17 protein-coding genes and 3 tRNA genes are annotated in these 23,273 nt (G+C 53.5%); 6 read left to right on the top strand and 14 right to left on the bottom strand.

Annotated elements, in window-relative coordinates:
* Positions 1 to 119: 119 nt before the first annotated feature.
* Positions 120 to 347, bottom strand: a complete 228-nt coding sequence (locus MUA00_RS13475) for a YgdI/YgdR family lipoprotein (protein WP_271123545.1) — start codon at positions 345 to 347, stop codon at positions 120 to 122.
* 195 nt (positions 348 to 542) lie between these two features.
* Between MUA00_RS13475 and csdA the strand changes: the two genes are divergently transcribed.
* Both csdA and csdE read left to right on the top strand, forming a co-directional pair.
* Positions 543 to 1,748, top strand: coding sequence for a cysteine desulfurase CsdA (csdA, locus tag MUA00_RS13470; protein WP_271123544.1), 1,206 nt, complete (start codon positions 543 to 545; stop codon positions 1,746 to 1,748).
* Positions 1,749 to 2,192, top strand: a complete 444-nt coding sequence (gene csdE / locus MUA00_RS13465; protein ID WP_271123543.1) for a cysteine desulfurase sulfur acceptor subunit CsdE — start codon at positions 1,749 to 1,751, stop codon at positions 2,190 to 2,192.
* Here csdE and tcdA read toward each other — a convergent pair whose 3' ends face one another.
* Both tcdA and mltA read right to left on the bottom strand, forming a co-directional pair.
* Entirely contained in the window at positions 2,193 to 2,999 is an 807-nt protein-coding gene (gene tcdA, locus MUA00_RS13460; RefSeq protein WP_271123542.1) for a tRNA cyclic N6-threonylcarbamoyladenosine(37) synthase TcdA, read from the bottom strand.
* Between the two features lie 72 nt (positions 3,000 to 3,071).
* Positions 3,072 to 4,178 carry a murein transglycosylase A gene (mltA, locus tag MUA00_RS13455; RefSeq protein ID WP_271123644.1) on the bottom strand — a complete coding sequence of 369 codons (1,107 nt, stop codon included), beginning with the start codon at positions 4,176 to 4,178 and terminating at the stop codon, positions 3,072 to 3,074.
* Positions 4,179 to 4,386: 208 nt separating this feature from the next.
* Here mltA and MUA00_RS13450 point away from each other — a divergent pair.
* From MUA00_RS13450 to MUA00_RS13440, 3 genes are all read left to right on the top strand, one after another.
* Positions 4,387 to 4,463, top strand: a tRNA-Met gene (locus MUA00_RS13450).
* 62 nt (positions 4,464 to 4,525) lie between these two features.
* Positions 4,526 to 4,602, top strand: a tRNA-Met gene (locus MUA00_RS13445).
* 62 nt (positions 4,603 to 4,664) lie between these two features.
* Positions 4,665 to 4,741 (top strand) — tRNA-Met (locus MUA00_RS13440).
* Positions 4,742 to 4,818: 77 nt separating this feature from the next.
* Here the strand turns inward: MUA00_RS13440 and amiC are convergent.
* Positions 4,819 to 6,069 (bottom strand): N-acetylmuramoyl-L-alanine amidase AmiC, encoded by a 1,251-nt coding sequence (amiC, locus tag MUA00_RS13435; protein ID WP_271123541.1) that lies wholly within the window; start codon positions 6,067 to 6,069, stop codon positions 4,819 to 4,821.
* A 236-nt stretch (positions 6,070 to 6,305) separates the two neighbouring features.
* Here amiC and argA point away from each other — a divergent pair, with 236 nt between their 5' ends.
* Positions 6,306 to 7,637 (top strand): amino-acid N-acetyltransferase, encoded by a 1,332-nt coding sequence (argA, locus tag MUA00_RS13430; protein ID WP_271123540.1) that lies wholly within the window; start codon positions 6,306 to 6,308, stop codon positions 7,635 to 7,637.
* A gap of 39 nt (positions 7,638 to 7,676) precedes the next feature.
* Here the strand turns inward: argA and recD are convergent, their stop codons facing one another.
* The 10 genes from recD to lgt all read right to left on the bottom strand — a co-directional run bounded on the left by recD (position 7,677) and on the right by lgt (position 23,240).
* Positions 7,677 to 9,512, bottom strand: coding sequence for an exodeoxyribonuclease V subunit alpha (recD, locus tag MUA00_RS13425; protein ID WP_271123539.1), 1,836 nt, complete (start codon positions 9,510 to 9,512; stop codon positions 7,677 to 7,679).
* On the bottom strand, positions 9,509 to 13,051 hold the full coding sequence (recB, locus tag MUA00_RS13420; protein WP_271123538.1) for an exodeoxyribonuclease V subunit beta: 3,543 nt from the start codon (positions 13,049 to 13,051) through the stop codon (positions 9,509 to 9,511). Before recB ends, recD begins: the two co-directional genes overlap by 4 nt.
* Before the next feature lie 130 nt (positions 13,052 to 13,181).
* Positions 13,182 to 16,070: a pitrilysin gene (ptrA, locus tag MUA00_RS13415; protein WP_271123537.1), complete on the bottom strand. Its 2,889-nt coding sequence runs from the start codon at positions 16,068 to 16,070 to the stop codon at positions 13,182 to 13,184.
* Between the two features lie 155 nt (positions 16,071 to 16,225).
* Entirely contained in the window at positions 16,226 to 19,600 is a 3,375-nt protein-coding gene (gene recC, locus MUA00_RS13410) for an exodeoxyribonuclease V subunit gamma (protein WP_271123536.1), read from the bottom strand.
* A 7-nt stretch (positions 19,601 to 19,607) separates the two neighbouring features.
* A complete protein-coding gene (locus MUA00_RS13405) occupies positions 19,608 to 19,949 on the bottom strand; it encodes a prepilin-type N-terminal cleavage/methylation domain-containing protein (RefSeq protein WP_271123535.1) in 342 nt (113 codons plus the stop codon).
* Positions 19,931 to 20,359 (bottom strand): DUF2509 family protein, encoded by a 429-nt coding sequence (locus tag MUA00_RS13400; protein WP_271123534.1) that lies wholly within the window; start codon positions 20,357 to 20,359, stop codon positions 19,931 to 19,933. Before MUA00_RS13400 ends, MUA00_RS13405 begins: the two co-directional genes overlap by 19 nt.
* Complete coding sequence (locus MUA00_RS13395) at positions 20,356 to 20,916, bottom strand: prepilin peptidase-dependent protein (protein WP_271123533.1); 561 nt, start codon at positions 20,914 to 20,916, stop codon at positions 20,356 to 20,358. Before MUA00_RS13395 ends, MUA00_RS13400 begins: the two co-directional genes overlap by 4 nt.
* A complete protein-coding gene (locus tag MUA00_RS13390) occupies positions 20,907 to 21,434 on the bottom strand; it encodes a prepilin peptidase-dependent protein (RefSeq protein WP_333780876.1) in 528 nt (175 codons plus the stop codon). Before MUA00_RS13390 ends, MUA00_RS13395 begins: the two co-directional genes overlap by 10 nt.
* A 129-nt stretch (positions 21,435 to 21,563) precedes the next feature.
* On the bottom strand, positions 21,564 to 22,358 hold the full coding sequence (gene thyA / locus MUA00_RS13385) for a thymidylate synthase (RefSeq protein WP_271123532.1): 795 nt from the start codon (positions 22,356 to 22,358) through the stop codon (positions 21,564 to 21,566).
* A 6-nt stretch (positions 22,359 to 22,364) separates the two neighbouring features.
* The gene (lgt, locus tag MUA00_RS13380) at positions 22,365 to 23,240 is read right to left on the bottom strand and encodes a prolipoprotein diacylglyceryl transferase (RefSeq protein WP_271123642.1); all 876 of its coding nucleotides are present in this window, start codon (positions 23,238 to 23,240) and stop codon (positions 22,365 to 22,367) included.
* Positions 23,241 to 23,273 lie beyond the last annotated feature (33 nt).

Below are 23,273 nucleotides of genomic sequence, written 5' to 3'. Positions count from 1 at the left end.
CTGGCATTCCAGACCCCGGTAGCTAAGCTACCCCTTTTTCACTTCCTGTACATTTACCCTGTCTGTCCATAGTGATTAATGTAGCACCGCTCAAAGCGGTGCTTTTTTTTGCTTACCTGTTACTGGTCCAGCTCAACCATCTCTTTCACATCAGTACGATTAATCTGCTGCTTATTCCCGTTGGCGTCTTTGTACGAAATCATCCCTGTTTCATCGTCAGTTTGCGGCTTGCCATCGGCAACAATGGTGCGACCGTCGTTCGTATGCATTACGTAGTTCGGGCTGGAACATGCTGCGAGTGCAAAAGTCATCATACATGCAGATACAATAGCGGCTGCCTTATTCATATTCTTCTCCTTGTATGTAGAGTTTAATGCTAATTAAATCTCTTCTTCTTACAGGCTGAAACCTTAGCCTAACAATTATTAGCATAACTCTCTTCTGCGACTTTGCCAGGTTAAGCAGACAATTCCGATAGTTACGCATACCTTGTGCAGTCTTAAGAAATGCGCCACGATCTAAGGATTGAAACGAGGATACTCATGAAAGCATTTAATCCCGCCCATTTTCGCAGCCAGTTTCCGGCGCTGGCGGATGCCGGCGTCTATCTGGACAGCGCGGCAACGGCGTTAAAACCCCAGGCTGTGATTGACGCCAGCCAGCAGTTTTACAGCCTCAGCGCAGGCAACGTTCACCGCAGCCAGTTCCCTACGGCGCAGCGACTCACGGCTCGTTACGAAGCCGCGCGCGAAGCCGTAGCGACGTTGCTGAACGCTCCTTCCGGCAAAGATATTATCTGGACGCGCGGCACCACCGAGGCTATCAATCTGGTTGCCCAATGTTATGCCCGTCCGCGCCTGCAAGCCGGGGATGAAATTATCGTTAGCGAGGCCGAGCATCATGCTAACTTCGTGCCCTGGTTGATGGTCGCGGAGCAAACTGGCGCACGTATCGTCAAACTGCCGATTGGCAAAGATTATCTTGCCGATCTCACCCAGCTTCCTGCTTTGCTCAACGAACGCACTAAAATTCTGGCGCTGGGTCAAATGTCGAACGTAACCGGCGGCTGTCCGGATCTCGCGAAAGCCATTAGCCTGGCGCACGGCGTCGGCGCAGTAGTTATGGTGGACGGCGCGCAGGGCGTGGTGCATTGCCCGCCGGACGTTCAGGCGCTGGATATCGACTTTTATGCTTTTTCCGGCCACAAGCTTTACGGCCCGACGGGCATCGGCGCGCTGTACGGTAAAACCGGCCTGCTGGCTGAGATGTCCCCGTGGCTTGGCGGCGGTAAAATGATTTCGCAGGTCTCGTTTGACGGCTTTAAAACCCAGCCGGTGCCTTATCGTTTCGAAGCCGGCACGCCAAACGTTGCGGGAGTCATTGGTCTGAGCGCCGCGCTTGAATGGCTCGCAGAAATAGACGTGGTTGAAGCGGAAACTTACAGCCGGGGCCTGGCGACGCTTGCAGAAGCCGAACTGGCAAAACGCCCGGGTTTTCGCAGCTTCCGCTGCCAGGATTCGAGCCTGCTGGCGTTTGATTTCGCGGGCGTTCATCACAGCGATATGGTTACGCTGCTGGCGGAATCAGGCATCGCGCTACGAGCCGGACAACATTGCGCGCAACCTCTTCTTGCCGCGCTGGGCGTGAGCGGCACCCTTCGCGCTTCTTTCGCTCCTTACAACACAAAAAGCGACGTGGACGCGCTGGTGAAAGCCATCGATCATGCGCTGGATATTCTGGTGGATTAAATGACGAGTGGATTCTTAGCAGGTCACCCTTTTGGCAACACAATTACCGCCGAGACGCTTCGCGCAACTTTCGTACCGCTGCAGCAGTGGGAAGACAAATACCGCCAGTTGATCATGCTTGGCAAACAGTTGCCTGCCCTGCCCGCGGATTTAAAACGCGATGATATCGAGATTACTGGCTGTGAAAACCGTGTCTGGCTCGGTCACGAGCGTGAAGCGAACGGGACCCTGCATTTTTACGGCGACAGCGAAGGGCGTATCGTTCGGGGATTGCTGGCGGTGCTGCTGACGGCAATTGAAGGCAAAACGGCAGAAGAGTTGCGAAGCGCAGATCCGCTGGCGCTGTTTGACGAGCTGGGGCTGCGCAATCAGCTCAGCGCTTCACGCAGTAGCGGGCTGGCGGCCTTAGCTGAAGCCGTGCGCCAGGCCGCCCGGGGAGAATAATCAGGCGTTTCTCGCCGCCTTCGCCATCATTTTTTTAAGCACATGGGAAACCGCCACGAACCCAAAACTGGCGGTGACCATGGTTGCCGCGCCAAAACCGGACGCGCAGTCCATACGCTTTGGGCCGTCGGCAGTACTTTTGGCGGCGCACACCGAGCCGTCCGCCTGTGGATAAACCAGCGCCTCGGTGGAAAATACGCAGTCCACGCCCAGTTTGCCTTTGCTGTTCTTCACGACGCCAAAATCGCTTTTCAATCTTTCGCGCAGTTTTGCCGCCAGCGGATCCTGGATAGTTTTCGCCAGATCGGCCACCTGGATCTGCGTTGGATCGATTTGCCCGCCTGCCCCGCCGGTTGTCACTAACGGAATCTTATTGCGACGACAGTAAGCTATCAGCGCCGCTTTAGGCCGTACGCTGTCGATGGCGTCAATCACGTAGGTAAAGCCCTGGCTTAACAACTGCACGGCGTTATCGGCAGTAATAAAATCGTCCACCACCGTGACGCGGCATTCCGGGTTAATTTCACGAATACGCGCTGCCATCACTTCCGTTTTAGCGAGACCTACGTTATCGCGAAGCGCATGTATTTGACGGTTGGTGTTCGTCACGCACACATCATCCATATCGATGAGCGTAATCGCCCCAATACCGGTGCGGGCGAGCGCTTCTGCGGCCCAGGAGCCGACGCCACCAATACCGATGACACAAACATGCGCCCCGGCAAACAGTTGCAGAGCATCGCGCCCATAAAGACGAGCAGTGCCGCCAAAGCGTTGCAGCCAGGCATCGGACAGAACGACAGACATCAGGATATCCTCAGGGAAAAACAAACGGGCTGATTATACAGCCCGTACATATAAGAGGGGAGGTTCGCAGCATTAACCGCTAAATACGTTGCCGCCAGAACCGGCGCCCGGCGCGTTTTTCAGCACCCATACGCGGCCATAATGGTTATACCAGCCGGCGCGGTGCCCGGCTTCCGGCCCGATGCCCTGGTAAATATCAAAATGCTGCCCTTTGATGGCTCCGCCCACATCCAGCGCCACCATGACACGCAGCTCATATTGTCCGCTGAACTTGCCGTTGTTATCCAGCAGCGGCACTTCTGCCAGAAGCGTAGTGCCCGCAGGAATAATGGAACGGTCAGAAGCCACCGACGCGCGGCCAATCAACGGCACCGCGCTCGCGCCTTTTACCGGCGCGTAGCTGGCAGGCTTAAAGAAGACGAAGGACGGATTTTGCTCCAGCAGCTCCTGAACTTCAGCCTGGCTGTGCGTTTCACCCCAGTGGCGAATCGCCTGCATCGACATGTCTTCTTTTTTCACTTCACCGCGATCGATAAGCACTTTGCCGATACTGCGGTAGGCATGACCATTTTTGCCCGCGTAGCCAAAGAAGGTTAACGGCTGGCCGTCGCCAAAGTCGATATAGCCGCTGCCCTGTACATCCATAATGAAGTTATCCATCAGGGAATTGCTATAGGCAAGTATGTAGCTGTCGCTCAGCGCGCCACGGTAAATCTCGCCGCGCGACGGCAGGCGTCCGCGTTTAGGCGGCATACGGTAGATTGGGTACTGAAATTCACCCTGGCGGGTATAGCGCGCCTGCACCACCGGCGTGTAGTAACCTGTAAACTGCACGTTGCCATAGTTGTCCGCCCCTTCCATCTGCCAGGCGTCCAGGCCGTATTGACTTAGCTGGCGCGTGTCGCCGCCCGCGCGCAGCCACTGCTGCACAGAACCGTAGACGTCGCTCTTGCTGTTATAAAGTCTCGGGGAGGCTGAACGAATCTGATTAACCTGCTCGGCGAAGTCTCCACCATTAATAGGAGCGCCGACCGCATCTGGCTGGTTAACCAGCGAAAAGGGTTGGGTAAACTTGCCGTCTTTGTATTGCTGACCTTTATCAGTCGGTTTTGAAGAGCAGGCCGCCAATGCTGCTACCATCACGCCCGTTACAATGTACTTAATCCAACGTCCTTTCATCACTGCCTCGCCCTGGTTTATGCCGCTACACGCCACGCGAAGATAGCAAACACGCCGGGATAATTAAATGCGTTGCGCGGGCGTCAGGGTAAATGTGTATACAAATTAACCTAAAAGCCGTCATTTTCAACAACCTGTGACAATTTCGGCATTTTTTAAAAAAAGGGTTGCATCAAAAAGCGAGCAGAGTATAGTGCGCATCCACGGACGCGGGGTGGAGCAGCCTGGTAGCTCGTCGGGCTCATAACCCGAAGGTCGTCAGTTCAAATCTGGCCCCCGCAACCAATTAAGCCGCTGTTTACAGCGCCATGATGAAAATCATGTGGGAAGTAAAAGCAGTATACGGACGCGGGGTGGAGCAGCCTGGTAGCTCGTCGGGCTCATAACCCGAAGGTCGTCAGTTCAAATCTGGCCCCCGCAACCAATTAAGCCGCTGTTTACAGCGCCGTGATGAAAATCATGTGGGAAGTAAAAGCAGTATACGGACGCGGGGTGGAGCAGCCTGGTAGCTCGTCGGGCTCATAACCCGAAGGTCGTCAGTTCAAATCTGGCCCCCGCAACCAACTTTTAAAACACCTTTACGGGTGTTTTTTTGTATCTGAAATCCGCAATATCCTCGCCCGCAATGAAAAACGGCGCGTTATCCGCGCCGTGCAAGCGTTGCCCCATCCGCAAAATACGCTTTGATCCCTGCAAGAATAGACTCCGCCACTTCCTGCTGGAAGGAAGCCGTACGCAGCTTGCGCTCTTCCTCAACGTTACTTAAAAATGCCGTTTCCACGAGGATGGAAGGTATATCCGGCGCTTTGAGCACCGCAAACCCTGCTTGATCAACGCTGTTTTTATGCAGCTTGTTTACCCGCCCCAGCCTCTGCAGCACTTCTTTGCCGAATTTCAGGCTGTCGTTGATGGTCAACGACTGCACCATATCGAACATGGTGTGATCGACATAGCGATCGCCGCTTCTGCTTATCCCGCCGATCAAGTCCGAGGCGTTCTGCGTTTGCGCCAGATATTTCGCCGCCGTACTGGTGGCGCCTTTGGTCGAAAGCGCAAAGACCGACGAGCCGCGAGCCGCACCCGAGGTAAACGCATCCGCATGGATCGAAACAAAAAGATCCGCACGCTGCTTCTGGGCCTTTGCCACGCGAACTTTCAACGGAATAAATACATCCTCGTTGCGCGTCATATATGCCTTCATGTTCGCTTCTTTATCGATCAGCGCTTTCAGACGCCGCGCGATTTTCAGCACGATATCTTTCTCTCGGGTTTTATGTTTCCCGATGGCTCCCGGATCTTCACCGCCGTGCCCCGGATCGAGCATAATAACAATCGGCCTGTCGCGCCCGGCCTTACCCGGTTTCGGCCCTTGTTCGGCCGGCATTTTTTTATCCAGTTCGCCGTTGTTGTAATCTTCTAACAGCGCAAGCAGCGGATCCTGCTCGCTACTCATATTCGCCGGATAAAGATCCATCACCAGACGTTCTTTAAATTCGGCAACCGGAGCCAGGGCGAACAGATGCGGCGTAACGTTTTGTTTCAGTTCAAAAACCATACGCACGGTTTTCGGATCGAACTGGCCCACGCGCGCAGATTTAATAAAAGGATCGTCCGCGCGGATCTGGGTTCCGACGCCTTTGAGCACCGAGTTGAGATTAACCCCTTCGATATCCACCACAACGCGTTCCGGATTGCTCAAAGCGAACTGCTTATACTTAAGCAGTTGATTGGACTCCAGCGTCACACGAGTATAAGACGAAGCCGGCCAGACGCGCACGGCAACCACCTGGCTTACAGCGGCCAGACCAACCTGGCTTACGCTCAACAACCACATGGCGCCTGCGCCCTGAAGTAAACGGCGGCGGCTAATTAATGCACTGGAATCTGGCATGGCTCTCCTGAGAGTCATCTTTTTTTGAACAGTAAAGACGGAAAGTCTAATTTTTTAGCCGAAAACTTTAACGAATCACACGGTTACTGTCATCCATAAAAGGGTAAACATTCTCAAACATCATTAAACGACGCGCCGATGACAAATCTTCAGATGACGAAATTGCTGCTTGCACCTAACCCAATAAAAGAATAAAAATACACAAATTACGAATAATCATGCAATGAGGGCTTGCCGTGGTGAAGGAACGTAGAACCGAACTGGTACAGGGATTCCGCCATTCTGTTCCCTATATAAATGCCCATCGGGGGAAAACGTTTGTCATTATGCTTGGCGGCGAAGCCATTGAGCATGAGAACTTCTCCAGTATCGTTAACGATATTGGCCTGCTGCACAGCCTGGGCATCCGCCTGGTGGTGGTTTATGGCGCCCGTCCGCAGATTGATGCCAACCTGGCATCCCACAATCACGAGCCGGTGTATCACAAATATACCCGCGTCACCGACGCCAAAACGCTCGAACTGGTGAAACAGGCGGCTGGTTTGCTGCAGTTGGATATCACAGCACGCCTTTCCATGAGCCTTGGCAACACGCCTTTGCAGGGCGCGCATATTAATGTGGTGAGCGGCAACTTTATTATCGCTCAGCCGCTCGGCGTGGATGACGGCATCGACTATTGCCACAGCGGCCGTATTCGCCGTATCGACGAAGAAGCCATTCATCGCCAGCTTGATAACGGCGCTATCGTGCTGATGGGGCCGGTAGCGGTTTCGGTAACGGGCGAAAGCTTTAATCTTACCTCCGAAGAAGTTGCCACCCAACTGGCGGTAAAGCTCAAGGCCGAGAAAATGATAGGTTTCTGCTCGTCCCAGGGCGTGACCGACGACAATGGCAATATCATCTCTGAACTGTTTCCCAACGATGCGCAAAGCCGTATTGAAGAGCTGGAAAACGCCGGGGATTATCACTCCGGCACGGTGCGCTTCCTGCGCGGCGCGGTGAAAGCCTGCCGCAGCGGCGTGCGCCGTAGCCACCTGATTAGCTATCAGGAAGACGGCGCTTTGCTGCAGGAGCTGTTCTCCCGCGACGGCATCGGTACCCAGATAGTTATGGAAAGCGCCGAGCAAATCCGCCGCGCGACCATCAACGATATCGGCGGCATCCTTGAGCTGATTCGCCCGCTGGAACAACAGGGCATTCTGGTGCGTCGCTCACGCGAACAACTGGAAATGGAAATCGATAAGTTTACGATAATCCAGCGCGATAACCTCACCATCGCCTGTGCGGCGCTGTATCCTTTCCAGGAGGAGGGCATCGGTGAAATGGCGTGCGTCGCGGTACATCCGGATTACCGAAGCTCATCAAGAGGGGAAGTTTTGCTGCAGCGTATCGCCACACAGGCGCGGCAAATGGGATTGAGTAAGCTGTTCGTGCTGACGACGCGCAGTATTCACTGGTTCCAGGAGCGTGGCTTCACCCCGGTGGATGTAGACCTGCTGCCGGAAAGTAAAAAAGAGATGTACAACTATCAACGCCGCTCGAAGATCCTGATGGCTGACTTAGCCTGATTTGTGGCGGGTGGCGCAGGCTCGCCCGCCTTACAAAAACTAGTTAAACCCGTCAATCAAACCGCTGCGTCTTTCAGTACGCGTCATAATCGCTTTTTCAAGCACGCGGTCATCGGCATACAAGGATAACCGCCTGCGCGCACGCGTAATGGCGGTATAAACCAGCTCGCGGGTCACAACCGGTGTGAACTGATTCGGCAGCACCAGCGCCGCATGATCAAATTCAGATCCCTGCGATTTGTGCACCGTCATAGCAAATGCGGTGTCATGATCCGGCAAACGGCTGGGCTGCACTGATTTCACCGTACCATCCGGCAGAGAAAACCAGACGCGTAGCCCTTCCCCTCTTTCCAGCGCAATACCGATGTCGCCGTTAAATAGCCCCAACGTGCTGTCGTTACGGGTGATCATAATCGGGCGTCCGCTGTACCAGCGTGATGAAGCGGGCTTCGGCCTTGCGATCAGGCGCTTATTCAACAACGCGTGTTCGACCCTTTCATTCAAACCGCTAACGCCAAACGGCCCTTCCCGTAGCGCGCATAAAAGCTGGTAACGCCCAAACGCTTCAAGAATCAGCTCGGGTTCAGCCTGTTTACGCATTAATTCAAGGTAGGCGCTGTAGCCTTCCAGCGCGTCCGCAATCATCGCCCCGTAGTCATTGCTTTCACGCAGCGGCTGTTTTGTTATATCGGTAAAACCCAGGCTGAAAGTTGCCTGAGCCTGACGCGCATCGCTGGCATTCACGGCGAAAGCGAGTTGCCCAATGCCGGACTGGCTGTCGAAGCGATAGCTTTTCTGCAGCAAACATAAGCCATCGCACAATGTGCTGGCATGTTCACTCTTCCCGGCGGGAATTAAATAATCCGTAATACGGCTCAGTTCCTGCGCACGTGCGGCGGAATAGCCATACGTCACGTAATGGCAGATATCTCCCAGCACGGCTCCGGCTTCAACGGATGCAAGCTGGTCGCGATCGCCAAGGAAAATCACGCGCGCATGGGCCGGCAGCGCGTCGATGACTTTCGCCATCATCGGCAAATCCACCATCGAAGCTTCATCCACTACCAGCACATCCAGGTGGAGCGGGTTTCCGGCGTGATAGCGCAGACGCTGGCTGTTCGGCTGCACGCCCAGCAGGCGGTGCAGCGTACAGGCATCATCCGGCAAAGCTTCTTTTTGTTTATCGCTAAGGGGTAAACGACGCAGCGCCGAACCGAGCGATTCCGTTAAACGAGCCGCCGCTTTCCCCGTAGGCGCCGCGAGCTGAATACGTAACGGGCTTTCGCCGGAAAGCTGAACCAGGGCCGCAAGAAGTTTGGCAACCGTTGTCGTTTTTCCCGTGCCCGGCCCGCCGGAAATCACGGAAATCCTTCTTGTCAGTGCGACCGCCGCCGCAACTTTCTGCCAGTCGATATCATTCGTTGGCTCGAAAAGATGGTTAAGTACAGCGGCAAGCTGCTGTTCATCCATCGGCATCGGGCGGTTTTCAGTACCGAAGAATTGCGCCACGGAGCGCTCGCTTTGCCACATCCGATTAAGATAAAGCCGATCGCCTATCAGTTTCAGCGGCGTGGCGTCGTCGTTTACGCTTACCGCATGTGAAAGCAGCAGCGTATTTTTCCAGTCGCTTACCTCGCCCGCAGCGGCAAACAGTTGCTCCGGCAGTTCTGATTGTCGCCCTACAAAGCAATATTCAGGCGTAAGCCGGGCGAGCGGCAGGCAAACATGGCCTTCGCCCGCATCATGGCTCACCAACGCGGCAGCCAGCATCACAGCCGGTTGCTCATCATTGGCAACCATCATGGCAAACTGGGCGTCCAGCGCGCGGAGCAGCTTTTGTTCGACCGCCTGCTGCAACCATTGCGACATTTTCATGGCATCACCTCTTCTTGAGTACCGGCAAATAAAGCATCCATTTTCGTAATCAGTTCGGCATCAGGACGAGTAGAAAAAATCCCTTGTGAAGAACCGTTGCCTTCTACGCCACGCAGGAAGAGATAAATCACCCCGCCAAAATGGGTTTCGTAATCATAATCGCGGATGCGATGGCGCAGATAACGGTGCAGCGCCAAAGTGTACAGTTGATACTGCAGGTCGTAACGATGAGATTGCATTGCCCCCGCCATCGCCTGCCGGGTATAAGCCTGGCTATCTTCGCCTAACCAGTTTGATTTGTAATCCAGCAGGTAATAGCGCCCCTGCCAGCGAAACACCAGATCGATAAAGCCCTTGAGCATGCCTCGCACCTGTCGGAAATCCAGCGGCGGGCAACCCGCCGAAAGCGGATCGTATTCGCGAATGAGTTTATCCAGCACCTCGGCACGCAGATCTGTTTCAATAGGCAGATAAAACTCAAGCTCCACCTGCTTTTCTTTTGGTTTCAGTTGGTTAAGCGAAACACCCGTTTCATTTAAAGGCGCCTGCAAAATCTCGCGTAGCCAGCCGCTAAGAACGGGCTGCCAGCGCTCGCCAAATCCCTGCAGGGTCAACGCCTCGGCAAGCCATGCTTCATCAAGCGGCTGGGTAAAATCAATGTCTTCAAACAGGCTGTGCAGGAATGTGCCGGGCGCCGCGCCGCGTGGGAAGGAGTGAGGAGTTAGTAATGGCTCACTTTTCTGCTGTTCGGCCCCCGCAGCGTCCACATCAAGACGCGGTAATAAATCCAGCGCCACACTCTGACCATGCTGTTGCAGGCCGGAATAGCTGGTCACCTGCCAGTTATCAGAGATGCTCCGTTGCAATACGCGCGCGCTCAGTTCCGGCCGCTTAACCGCAACGGGCTGCCAGGGTTGCGGATCTTTTTGCCTTAGCGACTCCACGCTAATCGCCTCACAGGCTAACGCCTCAAGACATGCCTGCAGACCTGCAGCATCCTGAGCTTCACCTTTTTGCAGCAGGTAACCCAGCGCACTAAGGTGCAGATCGCTGGTCCCTTTTTTGGCACGTGTACCGCGAAAAAGAGGAGCAACGCCAACACTGCAATGCCAGACAGAACGGGTTAGCGCCACGTACAGCAAGCGCAAATCTTCTGCGAGCCGTTCCTCTTCCGCAAGGCTCATGCTTTCTTCGTTATTGCTTAAGTCCAGTAACGAGGTAAATGTGGTGCGATCGTGATACAAACCGCTGCTCTGCGGCCGGAAATTGGCGATAAAAGGCAGCCAGACTAACGGATACTCAAGCCCTTTGGACTTGTGAATGGTGACAACCTGAACCAGGTGTTTATCGCTTTCAAGACGCAGTTGTTGACTGGAGGCGCTGCTGTTAGGTTCCGCGATTTGCTGCGCAAGCCAGCGAACTAACGCATGTTCGCTGTCGGCCTGCGAAGCCGCTTCCTGCAGCAGTTCGCTGATGTGCAAAATATCCGTCAGACGTCTTTCGCCCCCGGGCGTCGCCAGTAGATTTTCTGCAACCTGGCGTGCGGCCATCAAAGTGCGCAGCATCGGCATCACGCCCCGACGGAACCAAATTTGCCGGTAGCCGGTAAACTCTTCCACCAGCCGGTCCCAGGCTTCCTCGTCTTCATTCAGCGCTTCAATACGCTGCGCATCCAGCCCTAAGACGCTGGTCGCCATAGCGCTACGCAGCGTAGATTCTATTTCCGGCGCCAGCACCGCCTGCAAAATCCATAGCAGCTCGCGGGCTTCCGGCGTGGCGAATACAGAATCGCGATTCGAGAGATAAACCGAAGGGATATTCAACCCGCCCAGCGCCTCACAAACTATTGCCGCCTCGCCTCTGCTGCGCACAAGAATCGTGATATCGGATGCCTGCACCGGGCGGGATTTGTCGCCTTCCCAAAGCAGGGCGTCACCACGAAGCCCCGCGGCTAGCCAGTCACGGATTTGCTGTGCGCACTGCATCGCCATGGCTTGTTGGTAATCACTCACACCGCAGCCATCTCCCGGCTGCAACCACAGCGACATCGCCGCTAATGTCTCATCCCGAACGGTAAATCGCAGGCCGCTGTTTTTAGGCGCGGCTTTTACCGATAAGAAAGGTATCTGGCGGAATAAAAAGGGGTTTTCAACCTGACTAAATAACGTGTTCACGCTGGCTATCATCGATGGAGACGAGCGCCAGTTGGTGTCCAGCGTATAATGATTGCTTACCTCGTGGCGCGCTTTCATGTAGGTGAAAATGTCCGCGCCGCGGAAAGCATAAATCGCCTGCTTGGGATCGCCAATCAGCAGCAGCGCGGTTTCTGGCTGGTTGGCATAAAGCCGATGGAAAATACGATATTGCTGCGGGTCGGTATCCTGGAATTCATCGATCATCGCCACCGGAAAACGGGCCCGAATCGCTGCGGCCAGAACCTCACCGCCCGGTTGACGTAAGGCTTCATCAAGACGGCTAAGCATATCGTCAAAACCCAACTCGCCTCGACGACGCTTTTCCTGCTGTACGATATAGCGAATTTCTGCCATGGCACGTGCAATAACCAGATCGCGAAGCGTCAGGGGCTCTGCCAGTAGAGCAGCTATTTCGTTAAAGACGGCATGGCGCGGCGGCTCGCCTTTTTTGGTTTTCTCATCAAGCGTCGCCTGTGAAAAACGGCTTAACGCATCCGGTAACTGATAGCTGCTTGTGGATGTCTGCGCCCATTCGCCAATGATGTTAAGCCAGTTGGGCAGGTTTTTGCTGCTGTAGCTTCGTCTGTCGACGCCGGACTGGTCAATAATGGCCGCGATCTCTTCTGCCGCAGCCTGCCATTGCGCTTTCACGTTATCAATGGCGGCAACAATCTTTTCGTGACGCGCAATCAGCGTTTCATTATCTGCCGGAGGCTGTTTCAGCGCGGGCTGCTCCCCCTGCAACCAGCTATTGATGTCGCACAGCAAATCCTCAGGACCAGACCAATGCTCGCTCATCGCCTGCGCTACAGGTTTAGGCAACGGATAACAGTGACGACGCCAGAAGTCAGCGCAGGCATGCCGGCGCAGCAGGGATTCATCTTCAATGAGCTGTTGCTCGAAAAGCATGCCTGACTCAAAGGCGTTAAGGCTTAGCATCCGCTGGCAAAAACCATGGATAGTGAAAATAGCGGCCTCGTCCATCTGCTGTTCCGCCAGCCGCAAAATTTGCGCCGCCTGATGTTTGTCGGGAATTTGGTCCAGCAGTTGTGAAAGGAGAGGATTTTCAGTGTGGTTGCGCACACAGGCGATGCGCAGCTCATGAATATTGGCGCGAATACGGCCACGCAGTTCTTCCGTGGCCGCTTCGGTAAAGGTCACGACCAGCAACTCTTCAACACCGAGCGGGCGAGGAAAAGCGGCGCTTTCCCCCAGCCCCAACAGTAATCGTAAATACAATGCCGCTATGGTGAATGTTTTTCCGGTACCGGCAGAAGCTTCAATCAGGCGCTCACCGATGAGCGGCAAGCTTAGTGGATCAAGGGGCTGAGCGGTGTCGGTCATTATCTCTCACTTTATTTATTCCCGTCATTCTTCAAGCTGCAGGGCGTTGGCTGTACTCGCTTGCCAGGCACTTACCTGAGTAAGCGCCCCGTGATGAGCTCCCTTGCAGCCTGGCTGCAACTCGAATTATTTAGGGTATAGCGTCTATAAGCGGCAACGATTGTTGCAGATTGCTGACCCCCTCCCAGGTTTTCCACCCTTTTGGCATGGCATATTCCGCTTTGCCGTTATGGCTGCCGGAAACCTGCGACAACATTGCCGCGCCCTGAGGTTCAACCACCGCCTGATGGAAGAAATCCGCCAGTTTTTGTGGAGTCAGCTTTTTAATTTCGGCGACTACTTTATCACGCGAATCAAAGGCCAGGTTTCCTCTGTCAAAATCTTTGCTCAACTGCGAAGCCTCCTGAGACAAAGTCTGCGGTGCCTGCATCATTTCGCTGATAACACCTTGCTGCATCTGGGCAAAATCATCCGCGCTCATAGAACGTAACTTTTGTTCTGCAACCGGATAAAAGGCCTTAAAGCGCTCATAAAGATAAGCCGGTTGCTTATCGCTACTTTGCAGCAGGAAACCAACTCCCCATTGGCGTCCAACGGACATCGGGAAGGCGAACACTGCATAACCCAGTTGTTCCTGAGTACGCAACTGGTTGTAGAACCACGGCTGAATGATCTGTCCAAGCATCGAGCTATAAGCTGTGCTGACAGTCTCGTCGTAACCTTTAGGGACATATACTGCGGCCAGGGCAGAATCTGTGCTGCTCCCGGTTTTCTCAAACATCGCAAGAGTCTGTTTATCGACCAGCACATCTTTGTTGCGGCACCACTCGTTACCTCTGGCAGCTAGCTGGCTTTGAACCCGGTGCGCCAGCGTTTTAGCTTGAGCCGGCGCCATGTTGCCTAACACCAGGAATTCGGGTTTAGCGTTATTTTTTAACGTATCGCGGTAGGAAATAACGTCCTGCAACGTTATTTCTGGCAGCAGGGCGCGACGCGCTTCACGCTGGAAGTAAGGGACCTGAGAAACCATCTGGATTGGCATAATAGCCTGGTCGTACGCTTTACCTTTATCCGCTGAGTCCATCATTTGCGCATACCAGGACTTCGCCTGAATAAGCTGTTCCTGCGTTGGGGTATAAGAAAAATATCCCTTCAACAACGCTTCAAACAGTTGCGGCAAACGTTGCGTATAGCCATTGGCATTAACCATTAATCCGCTATTCGCGTTGGTTGAAAAACTGATGCCGCCAATGGCCGCCTGATTACTTAATTCATCCAGCGCGATACCGGCCAGGTAATCGTTTAGGGCGAACAGAACCTGGTTTTTAGCGCTATCCATCGCCTGCGGATTACGCAGCACCATAGTCACGTCGGCTTTTGGTTCAAGGCCGAAATATTTGCTCGGCATATAGAGCACGCGCAGGCCCGGTTCTTTAACCAACAGTTCCGGATGGGCATAGGTTTTTTCCGGTTTGATCAGGGTGAAATCGTCCGGAATATACGGATTCAACTGCGGCAGGGTAAGGTTGATCGCAGCGGCTTTCTGCTGCCAGTCGGCAAATGTCTGTTCGCTGATTTTGTCGACCTGATACGGCGCATCGACAAAATAAGCGGTTTTATTGTGCGGTTCTTTCGGGCTGATATACCAGATACGCGCGTTTTGCGGCGTCATCATATCCAGCCGTTCTTTGATGGCTGCAGGATCAAACTGGTCGGCAATATTTACCGCATCGAGTGTATGTTCAACCGGCACACGCAGCATGGTGTCCGCTAACCACTCCACATAGTCCATATCACGGTTAATAGAGGGATATCGGAAATCCAGATCCAGCACGTGCGCCAGTTCGTCGAAGTAGCGTTTATCCACCCCGTTCTGACGCAGATTATTCAGGTAGCTGAAAATAGCCGCAACGACTTCATCACGCTGCGCAAGGCCTTTGTCCGTTAAAGAAACGGATATAGCAAACACGCCGCTATTGCCGTTGATTAACGGATCGGAATCCGCACGGATGCTGTCTGCCAGCCCCTGCTTTTGCAGCCAGTCGGATAAGGTATTCTCGCTGCGATTGCCAATCAGGTAGCCAATCAGCTCATCGGTTTTGCTGCGGAATTTATCGCTGTTGTTATCTATACGGAATTCGACGCGCAGTACTTTGCGCGGCAGCGCCGGCACATAGTGAATGATGATGCCCTTCTGGGCGTCCGTCACCACAGGAACAGTGATAACCGGTTTTTCAATACTTTTATCGGGCACGCGTCCGTAGGTATCCACAGCGATTTTTGCCAGTTCAGGCAAAGGCTTATTACTGTAGATGACAGCTTTCATCAGGTTGGCGGAATAGTATTGATTGCGAAACGCCACCAGCGCATCAAGCAGCTTGCTGCCCGGCTTATCGCGCAAAGTTTCGAGGTTGCCGCCTGAAAAACGCGAACCGGGGTGCGCAGGATTAAGCGTCTCTGCACTGACTTGCGCCATACGCATACCGTCACGAGCACGAGCCAGCGTTAATTCTGCGTTGACTGCGTTACGCTCACGTTCGGCGTATTCCGCAGCCAGATTAGGTTCGGCGATGGCGTCGGCCAGACGATCGACGGCACCCGCCAGCGCATCATTTTCAACTTCCATATAAAATGCGGTGCGGTAAGTCGCGGTACTGGCGTTATGGCTGCCGCCGTGCTTTTTAAGAAATTCAGACAGGCTGTCCGGCTCGGGATATTTCTTTGAGCCCATCAGCGTCATATGTTCGAGGTAGTGTGCGAGTCCCAGATGATCGTCAGGGTCTTCAAGCGATCCTACAGGCACAACCAGCGCAGACAAGGATTTCACCGCCTGCGGGTCGGAGACCAGCAAGACTGTCATATGGTTATCCAGACGCACTGCCTGATACTGGCGATTATCCTTATCGCTTTTACGGATGGTTTCCTGGAGGGGCTGCCAGCCCGTGTCTGCCTGACTTAATGGTGCCCAAAGAGCAACTAACAAGAAAAGCGGTTTGAACCAGGTGCTGCATTTAGGCATTCACGAACCTCATAATCACGAAACTTCCTAACTCTCTCATCATTAACAACTTTTAAGGTATCACGCTCTTTTAGTTGTTACTTTTTTCGCCACCCCTGAGCAAGTTGCGCATCATAGATGAACTTACCGGGCTGTGCAATTTTTATACTATTTATTTATGAACGGTTGAATCGAAACAGCGGTAACAGGTAACGCTCGGCCTCACGAATAACGGCTTCATAGTAGTCATTATCCAGCGTGCGGTATAAACGCTGTAACCAGATATCAGCGCCTTCGCCTTCTACCATTTGGTTACCCTCCCATGCCGCCAACAGCCTGCTTTTAGCTTTCTGCTGCGTTTGTTCATCCCATAAAATGGCATCATTTACCGGGTCATAACAGGCTTTTATCCACGCACCACCACTATTTGGTAGCAGCAGAAGCGGCTGGTTTAATCCTTCCCGATAACCATCAATAAGTTGCAATAAATAGCTTTTGGCCTGCTCAACGTCCAGAGACGGGAAATTCCATGCGGAAGATTTTCGCCCGTACATTCGGCTGCTCCCAACCCCACCCATGGCGCACCAGACAATATGCTCTACCCATAACTGCATGCCATGGGCGACGTTCAGAACGGAAGGACGCCAGCGCAGCAAACCGTCAGACTGAACATCCGACAACCACCCTACCAGTCTTGTTCCCGCCAGCGTTAAATCAACTTCAAGGCTTGCGCCATTTTGCCGCTCAGCTATCACTTTTGCGGACAGTTCTTCCATTTCTGTTAACTGGTTTTCCCAAACAATTTCACCAAAGGCCCCATACGGCAGAGCTCCGGCTGCACGATAGCGGCGAAATAGCAGTTGTGGATCGTCGCCAACAATCAGGGTATTGAGTAGCTGCTGATTCATCTGGAAACGTTCGAGGCTATCGAGCGTAAAAGGTTCAGCATCCGGCAGCTCTGTTTTATCAAGCCAGAAATTAATTCCCAGTCGCATCTGAAAGAAAGCTCGTACCGGATGCCGCCAGAATCGCTGCAGTTGCTCCAGAGTAATTTCTTCCCGGACTTTGTCCTGTAATACCTGGATAAACGGCGGATGAACCTCTCCTTGCTCGCAGGCAGCCGGAAGCCATTCACTGGCATAGCTTTGCTCATGGGAGACGGGCATAAAGTTACTTGCATCAAACGGGGTGCGGCTGTGTTGGTAAATGAGATGTGCTTTTACGCCTTCGCCGCTTTCATCGCAGGTACGCGAGGAATCCTGCGGCAGGCAATGGCTTTGGGCTATGTAATTAAGCAGCTCTTCGACCAGTACGGATGGATAACGCTTACTGTTATCCTGGATAGAACGCCCGATATAGCTGATATAAAAGCGTTGCTCGGCCGAATTTAAGGCTTCCAGGAAAAGGTAGCGGTCGTCGTCACGACGGCTACGGTCGCCACGCTGTGGTTTTTGACTCATCAGGTCGAAGCCAAGCGGCGCCACCGTGCGCGGATAAACGCCATCGTTCATGCCCAACAGGCAAACAACCTTGAAGGGAATAGAACGCATCGGCATCAGAGTACAAAAGTTTACCGGCCCTGCAAGGAAACGCGGGCTGATTCGTTCCTGATTAAGCCGTTGAGCCAGTTCGTCATGCAATAACCTGAGGGGGACAGCTTGCTGGTAATGGGCATCCAGACCGTGCTTAATTATTTCCTGCCATTGCTTTTCAATAAGCGCCAATGCCGCCTCAGTGTCTTTGTCCGGCAGGAAGAAACAATCAAGCATTTCACGGCATACCGGCACCCATTCAGAAAGCAGCCTTTCAGCGCAAAGCGCCTGCCGCCAGCGATTGAGCTGCATCAGCAGCTCAGCCAGTTGCCCCACCAGTTCAGCGATTAAACCGCTGGATTCGTCATAAGGCAGAACGGATTGCCATTCACCCGCCTTACTGTCCATCGCATAACCCAAAAGCATGCGGGTTAAGCCGAAACGCCAGGTGTGTTGCCCGGTAACCGGTAGATCAAATTCGAGCACGTTGTCGTCATCAATGCCCCAGCGCACGCCCGATTCATTCACCCACTGCCGTAAATAGCGAAGACCTTCTTCGTTGATGGCAAAGCGTGCTGCAAGAGCAGGCACTTCGAGCAAAGCCAGTACATCTTCTGCCATAAAGCGGCTGGTCGGCAGGGAAAGCAAAGAGATAAAGGCCTGGAGCGCAGGATGCGCCTGGCTTGCACGCCGGTCGGAAATAGCAAAAGGTAGCCTGCGGTCTGATGCGGCGTTACCGAAAACAGCCTGAATAAACGGGCTGTAGCTGTCGATATCCGCAACCATGACGATGATGTCGCGCGGTGTCAGCGAAGGATCGGCATCCAGCATTGCCAGTAGCTGATCGTAGAGCACCTCCACTTCTCGCTGTGGGCTGTGACATTCGTGAAACGTGATAGAGCGATCGTTGGGATCCAGCCTTCTTTTGTTATGACTATGCGAGTAATCTTCTTCCGTTAATCCCGTAACGGCATTGTTTTGTAGCTCAAGCAGATCATACTGCAGGCTGTGCAGCAGGTTATCCGGCTCAATGTCCACAAACACGTCAATCTCTTCAAACTGCTCGAGCTCCGCCAGCAGGAAAGTATAATCACGGCCCAGCTTTCCCCACGAAGCCAGCATTGGATTGCCTACGTCCTGCTCCCCGTCATCGTTAAAGAGAGAGAAAGCCGTCTGATTATCCTTAAATAATGGCAATGAATTATCTGCCTGATAATGGCTGCGACGCCGACGGCTTAACAACCGCGCAAGATATGACGGATCTTTAATATCACCCCAGTAATAACGACAAGGGTTGGTAAACAAAAGATGGACATCAATATGTTTACCCAGCGCCTGAAGGGCCTGGAGATAAACAGGCGGCAAGGCAGAAATGCCACAAATAAAGACCCGTGGAGGCAGACCGGCCGGGCATTCGTCGCTCTTTTCCAGGGTACTGATAAATCGCTGATAAAGGTTCGCACGGTGCCATTCTGGCTGACCGAGCTCACGGGTATGTTGCACAAGTGCTGCCCACAGCGGCGCCTGCCAAAGCTGCGCATCACCCGCATTTTCCACTAACTCTCCCCTCTCCCATTTACTTAACCAGTCGGGACGATATACGAGATACTGGTCATAGAGATCCGCGATGCGTGAAGCAAGCTGGAAGAGCTTTCGACCATGCTCATCTTCTTTCAGATAGTGCAGCAGCAGAACAAACTCCGGCTTTTCGAGCATATCGGGAATCAGCTTCATGAGTTTCCAGCTCATGCTCTGTTTGTTAAACGCACTCTCCTCAGGCACGTCCGGCAGAACGCGGACGAACATATCCCAAATAAAGCTTGCCGGAAGCGGAAACGCTATGTTGGCAGCAATACCAAACTTTTGTGCCAGCGTCATTTGTAGCCATTGCGCCATCCCCGCGCTCTGTACAAGCACTACCTCTGGCTGGAACGGATCGGGAAGAGGCTGCCCTTCCACAATAAATTCCATGATGGCTTCGAGGACATCAAGGCGGTTGGAATGGTAAACACGCAACATAGAATCGCTACTCCTGACTTTTCTCTTCCTGCGGGCAATGCAGACGCGATAGCTGCCCGGAACGCCCCGCAGGGCTGGTAATAGTAACGGCGATGCTGACACATCCTGCCTCAGATGTCTGCTGTCTGATGACTTTCCACTCGGGTAGCGGATCCGGTACCAGGGGTTCGCTCATTTCAACAGCCAGTCGCCACAGGTATCGGAACTGCCATTGGGCCTGAAATCCTTGTTGCAGAACCCGGTGGTAACCGAGTAATGCCATCATCACCACGGCAAAAAGCGCCAGAGAACACAGCACTTCAGGCAGGCTAAAGCCACTTTGTTTTGCTTTCACTGTGGAAGCTGGCACTGAGCATCCTCCCTGATGGGACAGAAATCGAGCCAACCATGAGCTGCAGCACGCCAGCGAGAATCCTCAAGGCTTCCCCAGCGCCACAGCGTAAGCGGGAGTTGATCCTGCCCAGGAAGCTTCTGAGCCGCCATTAACGTATCTCCTTTTTCTGTTAACAGGACGCAAGCTCGCCATTCCTTTCCTTGCTGCTGGCACTGCCATTGCCTGGTTGCCTGCCAGCGTTGCTGTCCTCCCCAGGCTAGCGCGGAAACGGCGCCGACATAGTATTTTAGAAAGCTAATTTCGCTGGCAATAGCCTTTCGCTGCTGGTTTAGCTGCTGTTGCAGCCCGTTGAGCATCAGTATGCCTAAGGACAAAAGCAGCAACACAAATGCCAGAGAGCTGCTGCCTCGCTGGAGGTTTTTCACAAGTTGTACCCCACAACGATATGCCTTAACGAGACGGGCTGAGCTCCTCCTTTCAACGAAGCGCTAAGCTGAATTTCCAGCAGCGGCTGTAAAGAATTACGGAATAACTGTGTTACTGAGAAATGATTTATCACCACGATTTCCGGATCCGTTATTTTCTCCCAGCCGCTGCCCTCGCAGGTAGCCGCCCCTTTTAGAGTTTCAAGGCTGCCATTTCTTAGCCGAAATCCAGTGACCTCGGCTTCTGCGTGCCCGGGAGGCTCCCAGCGCCCGTTACCGTTTATATCCCACCGCACCAGTACACATTCCCCGCCTTTGATGAGCGTTAAGCCCTTTCCGGTACATGTGCCGTGGCAATAACCCGCCCGCTGCAAGTTTTTCCCTATGCTAAAAACCAGTTGCCAGAGCGATTCATGCAAATTTTCTTTCTGATATTGCAACAGCACGCCACGCTGGAGAGCGGGAAAAAGTCGCCCGGCGCTAAGCAACACCACGCTACTCAAAGCCATGGCGATTAATGTTTCCAGTAAGGTAAACCCTCTTTGATTCAACTGCATTTTTTAGCCTCGCTGGCTTTACAGGTGCGAATGCGCCCCCACGCAGAAAGAATGATATGCCACTCACCGGCAGGGCTCCGCACAACCAGGTGGCCAGGCCACGCCGTGTTCCGTATGCCGTAAAAACCCAGCCCCGCAGTCATTTCAACGAGTTCGACTTCGGCAAAAGGCTGTGCAAGCTGCCAGCGAGATGCATCTGCGCATTGCGTATCTGCGGCAAGGCGACTCGACAGGCACCATCTTGTATCCGAATGGGTTAGCCTGAGCAGGTGGTCTATGTTTTTCCAGTTAGCGTCGCTGCGCAGTTGCTGCAGAAGGTTTCGCACCTGCTGTACGGTTATCCACAATCGCTGCTGTTGCTGCCATTTCTGCCAGCCATAGATGCCGCCCGCGCTCAACGCCACGATAATCACCATGACCAGCAAAACCTCCATAAGGCTAAAACCACGCTGCATTTTTTTCATGGCGAGAGTGTGCCCGGCGCTAAAAGTATCTGCCATACGGAGATCACGTTTCATCGAGATATGCCGGTAAAAAAATCTTTATTTGCAGCAGGTTACATTCGTACTGGAAGGGAATTCGAAAGACTAAACCGAGGGCAAAAAAAACCGGCGCACAGAAGCGCCGGTTGTGTCAGTCTGTCGACGTTAGATTGCGACAGGTGCCTTGATGGCGGGATGCGGATCGTAACCCTCAATCTCAAAGTCTTCGAAGCGGTAATCGAACAGGGATTCAGGCTTACGCTTGATAACCAGTTTTGGCAGCGCACGCGGTTCGCGGGTTAACTGCAGTCTGGTCTGCTCAAGGTGATTGCTGTACAGGTGAGTGTCGCCGCCAGTCCAGACAAAATCGCCCACTTCCAGAGAGCACTGCTGCGCCATCATATGCACCAGCAGCGCATAGCTTGCGATGTTAAACGGCAGGCCAAGGAAGATGTCGCAGGAGCGCTGGTAAAGCTGGCATGAGAGTTTGCCATCGGCCACATAGAACTGGAAGAAAGCATGGCAGGGCGCCAGCGCCATTTTGTCCAACTCTCCCACGTTCCAGGCAGAAACGATGATGCGACGTGAGTCAGGATCGTTTTTCAACTGGTTAAGCACCGTCGTGAGCTGGTCAATGTGGCGGCCATCGGGCGTAGCCCAGGTGCGCCATTGTTTACCATAAACCGGCCCAAGATCGCCGTTATCATCTGCCCATTCATCCCAGATGGTAACCTTGTTTTCACGCAGATAGGCTATGTTTGTGTCGCCTTTCAGGAACCACAGCAGCTCATGGATTATGGAGCGTAAATGGCAACGTTTCGTGGTAACCAGCGGGAAACCTTCCTGCAAATTAAAACGCATCTGATGCCCGAAAATCGACAGCGTGCCGGTACCGGTGCGGTCATTTTTAGGGGTGCCTTCTTCAAGCACTTTTTTCATCAAATCAAGATACTGTTGCATGCTACCTCACGAAAGCTGTTGCTGCGGGCGACGGCGATAAGCCCAAATCATCATAATCACACCGGCCACGATCATCGGAATCGAGAGGATCTGTCCCATGCTGATGTACTGTACCCATGCGCCGGTAAACTGGGCATCCGGCTGGCGGAAGAATTCAACGATAATGCGGAACGCGCCATAACCAATCAGGAACAGGCCAGAAACCGACCCCATTGGGCGCGGTTTACGGATAAACAGATTGAGGATAATGAACAGCACGATGCCTTCGAGCACCATCTCGTAAAGCTGCGAAGGGTGACGCGGCAATACACCATAGGTGTTGAACAGCGACTGCCATTCCGGGTGCGTCGCCAGCAGACCGATATCTTCACTACGCGAGCCCGGGAACAGCATTGCCCAATGGAAAGAAGGATCGACACGGCCCCAAAGCTCGCCGTTGATAAAGTTGCCAAGACGGCCCGCACCCAGGCCGAAAGGAATCAGCGGGGCGATGAAGTCAGCAACCTGGAAGAAGGTACGTTTAGTACGGCGCGCAAACCAGATCATCACGCAAATCACACCGACCAGACCGCCGTGGAAGGACATGCCGCCATCCCAGACTTTAAACAGGTAAAGCGGATCGGCAAGGAAAGTGGGCAGATTATAGAAGAAGACGTAACCAAGACGACCACCGAGGAAGACCCCAAGGAAGCCCGCGTACAGCAGGTTTTCTACTTCATTTTTGGTCCAGCCGCTTCCTGGTTTGTTGGCCCGGCGTCCGGCCAGCCACATGGCAAAAACAAAACCAACCAGGTACATCATCCCGTACCAGTGCAGGGAAACCGGCCCGACGGAAAAAATTACCGGGTCAAATTCAGGGAACCGCAAATAGCCACTATTCATAGTCATCACAAGCCATTGTTATCCCACCATTCA

It is taken from the genome of Dryocola boscaweniae, assembly GCF_025215095.1.
Classification (GTDB): domain Bacteria; phylum Pseudomonadota; class Gammaproteobacteria; order Enterobacterales; family Enterobacteriaceae; genus Dryocola; species Dryocola boscaweniae.
Note: the sequence above shows the minus strand (reverse complement) of the source record. Positions and strands in the feature narration are given on the sequence as shown.

Excerpts from the sequence above, each read along its gene's own strand:
- tcdA (WP_271123542.1), bottom strand. The coding sequence starts at position 2,999 with ATGTCTGTCGTTCTGTCCGATGCCTGGCTGCAACGCTTTGGCGGCACT.
- lgt (WP_271123642.1), bottom strand. The coding sequence starts at position 23,240 with ATGAATAGTGGCTATTTGCGGTTCCCTGAATTTGACCCGGTAATTTTT.
- recD (WP_271123539.1), bottom strand. The coding sequence starts at position 9,512 with ATGAAAATGTCGCAATGGTTGCAGCAGGCGGTCGAACAAAAGCTGCTC.
- amiC (WP_271123541.1), bottom strand. The coding sequence starts at position 6,069 with ATGCCAGATTCCAGTGCATTAATTAGCCGCCGCCGTTTACTTCAGGGC.
- thyA (WP_271123532.1), bottom strand. The coding sequence starts at position 22,358 with ATGCAACAGTATCTTGATTTGATGAAAAAAGTGCTTGAAGAAGGCACC.
- MUA00_RS13395 (WP_271123533.1), bottom strand. The coding sequence starts at position 20,916 with ATGCAGTTGAATCAAAGAGGGTTTACCTTACTGGAAACATTAATCGCC.
- mltA (WP_271123644.1), bottom strand. The coding sequence starts at position 4,178 with ATGAAAGGACGTTGGATTAAGTACATTGTAACGGGCGTGATGGTAGCA.
- csdE (WP_271123543.1), top strand. The coding sequence starts at position 1,749 with ATGACGAGTGGATTCTTAGCAGGTCACCCTTTTGGCAACACAATTACC.
- recC (WP_271123536.1), bottom strand. The coding sequence starts at position 19,600 with ATGTTGCGTGTTTACCATTCCAACCGCCTTGATGTCCTCGAAGCCATC.
- csdA (WP_271123544.1), top strand. The coding sequence starts at position 543 with ATGAAAGCATTTAATCCCGCCCATTTTCGCAGCCAGTTTCCGGCGCTG.
- MUA00_RS13390 (WP_333780876.1), bottom strand. The coding sequence starts at position 21,434 with ATGAAACGTGATCTCCGTATGGCAGATACTTTTAGCGCCGGGCACACT.
- MUA00_RS13475 (WP_271123545.1), bottom strand. The coding sequence starts at position 347 with ATGAATAAGGCAGCCGCTATTGTATCTGCATGTATGATGACTTTTGCA.
- ptrA (WP_271123537.1), bottom strand. The coding sequence starts at position 16,070 with ATGCCTAAATGCAGCACCTGGTTCAAACCGCTTTTCTTGTTAGTTGCT.
- recB (WP_271123538.1), bottom strand. The coding sequence starts at position 13,051 with ATGACCGACACCGCTCAGCCCCTTGATCCACTAAGCTTGCCGCTCATC.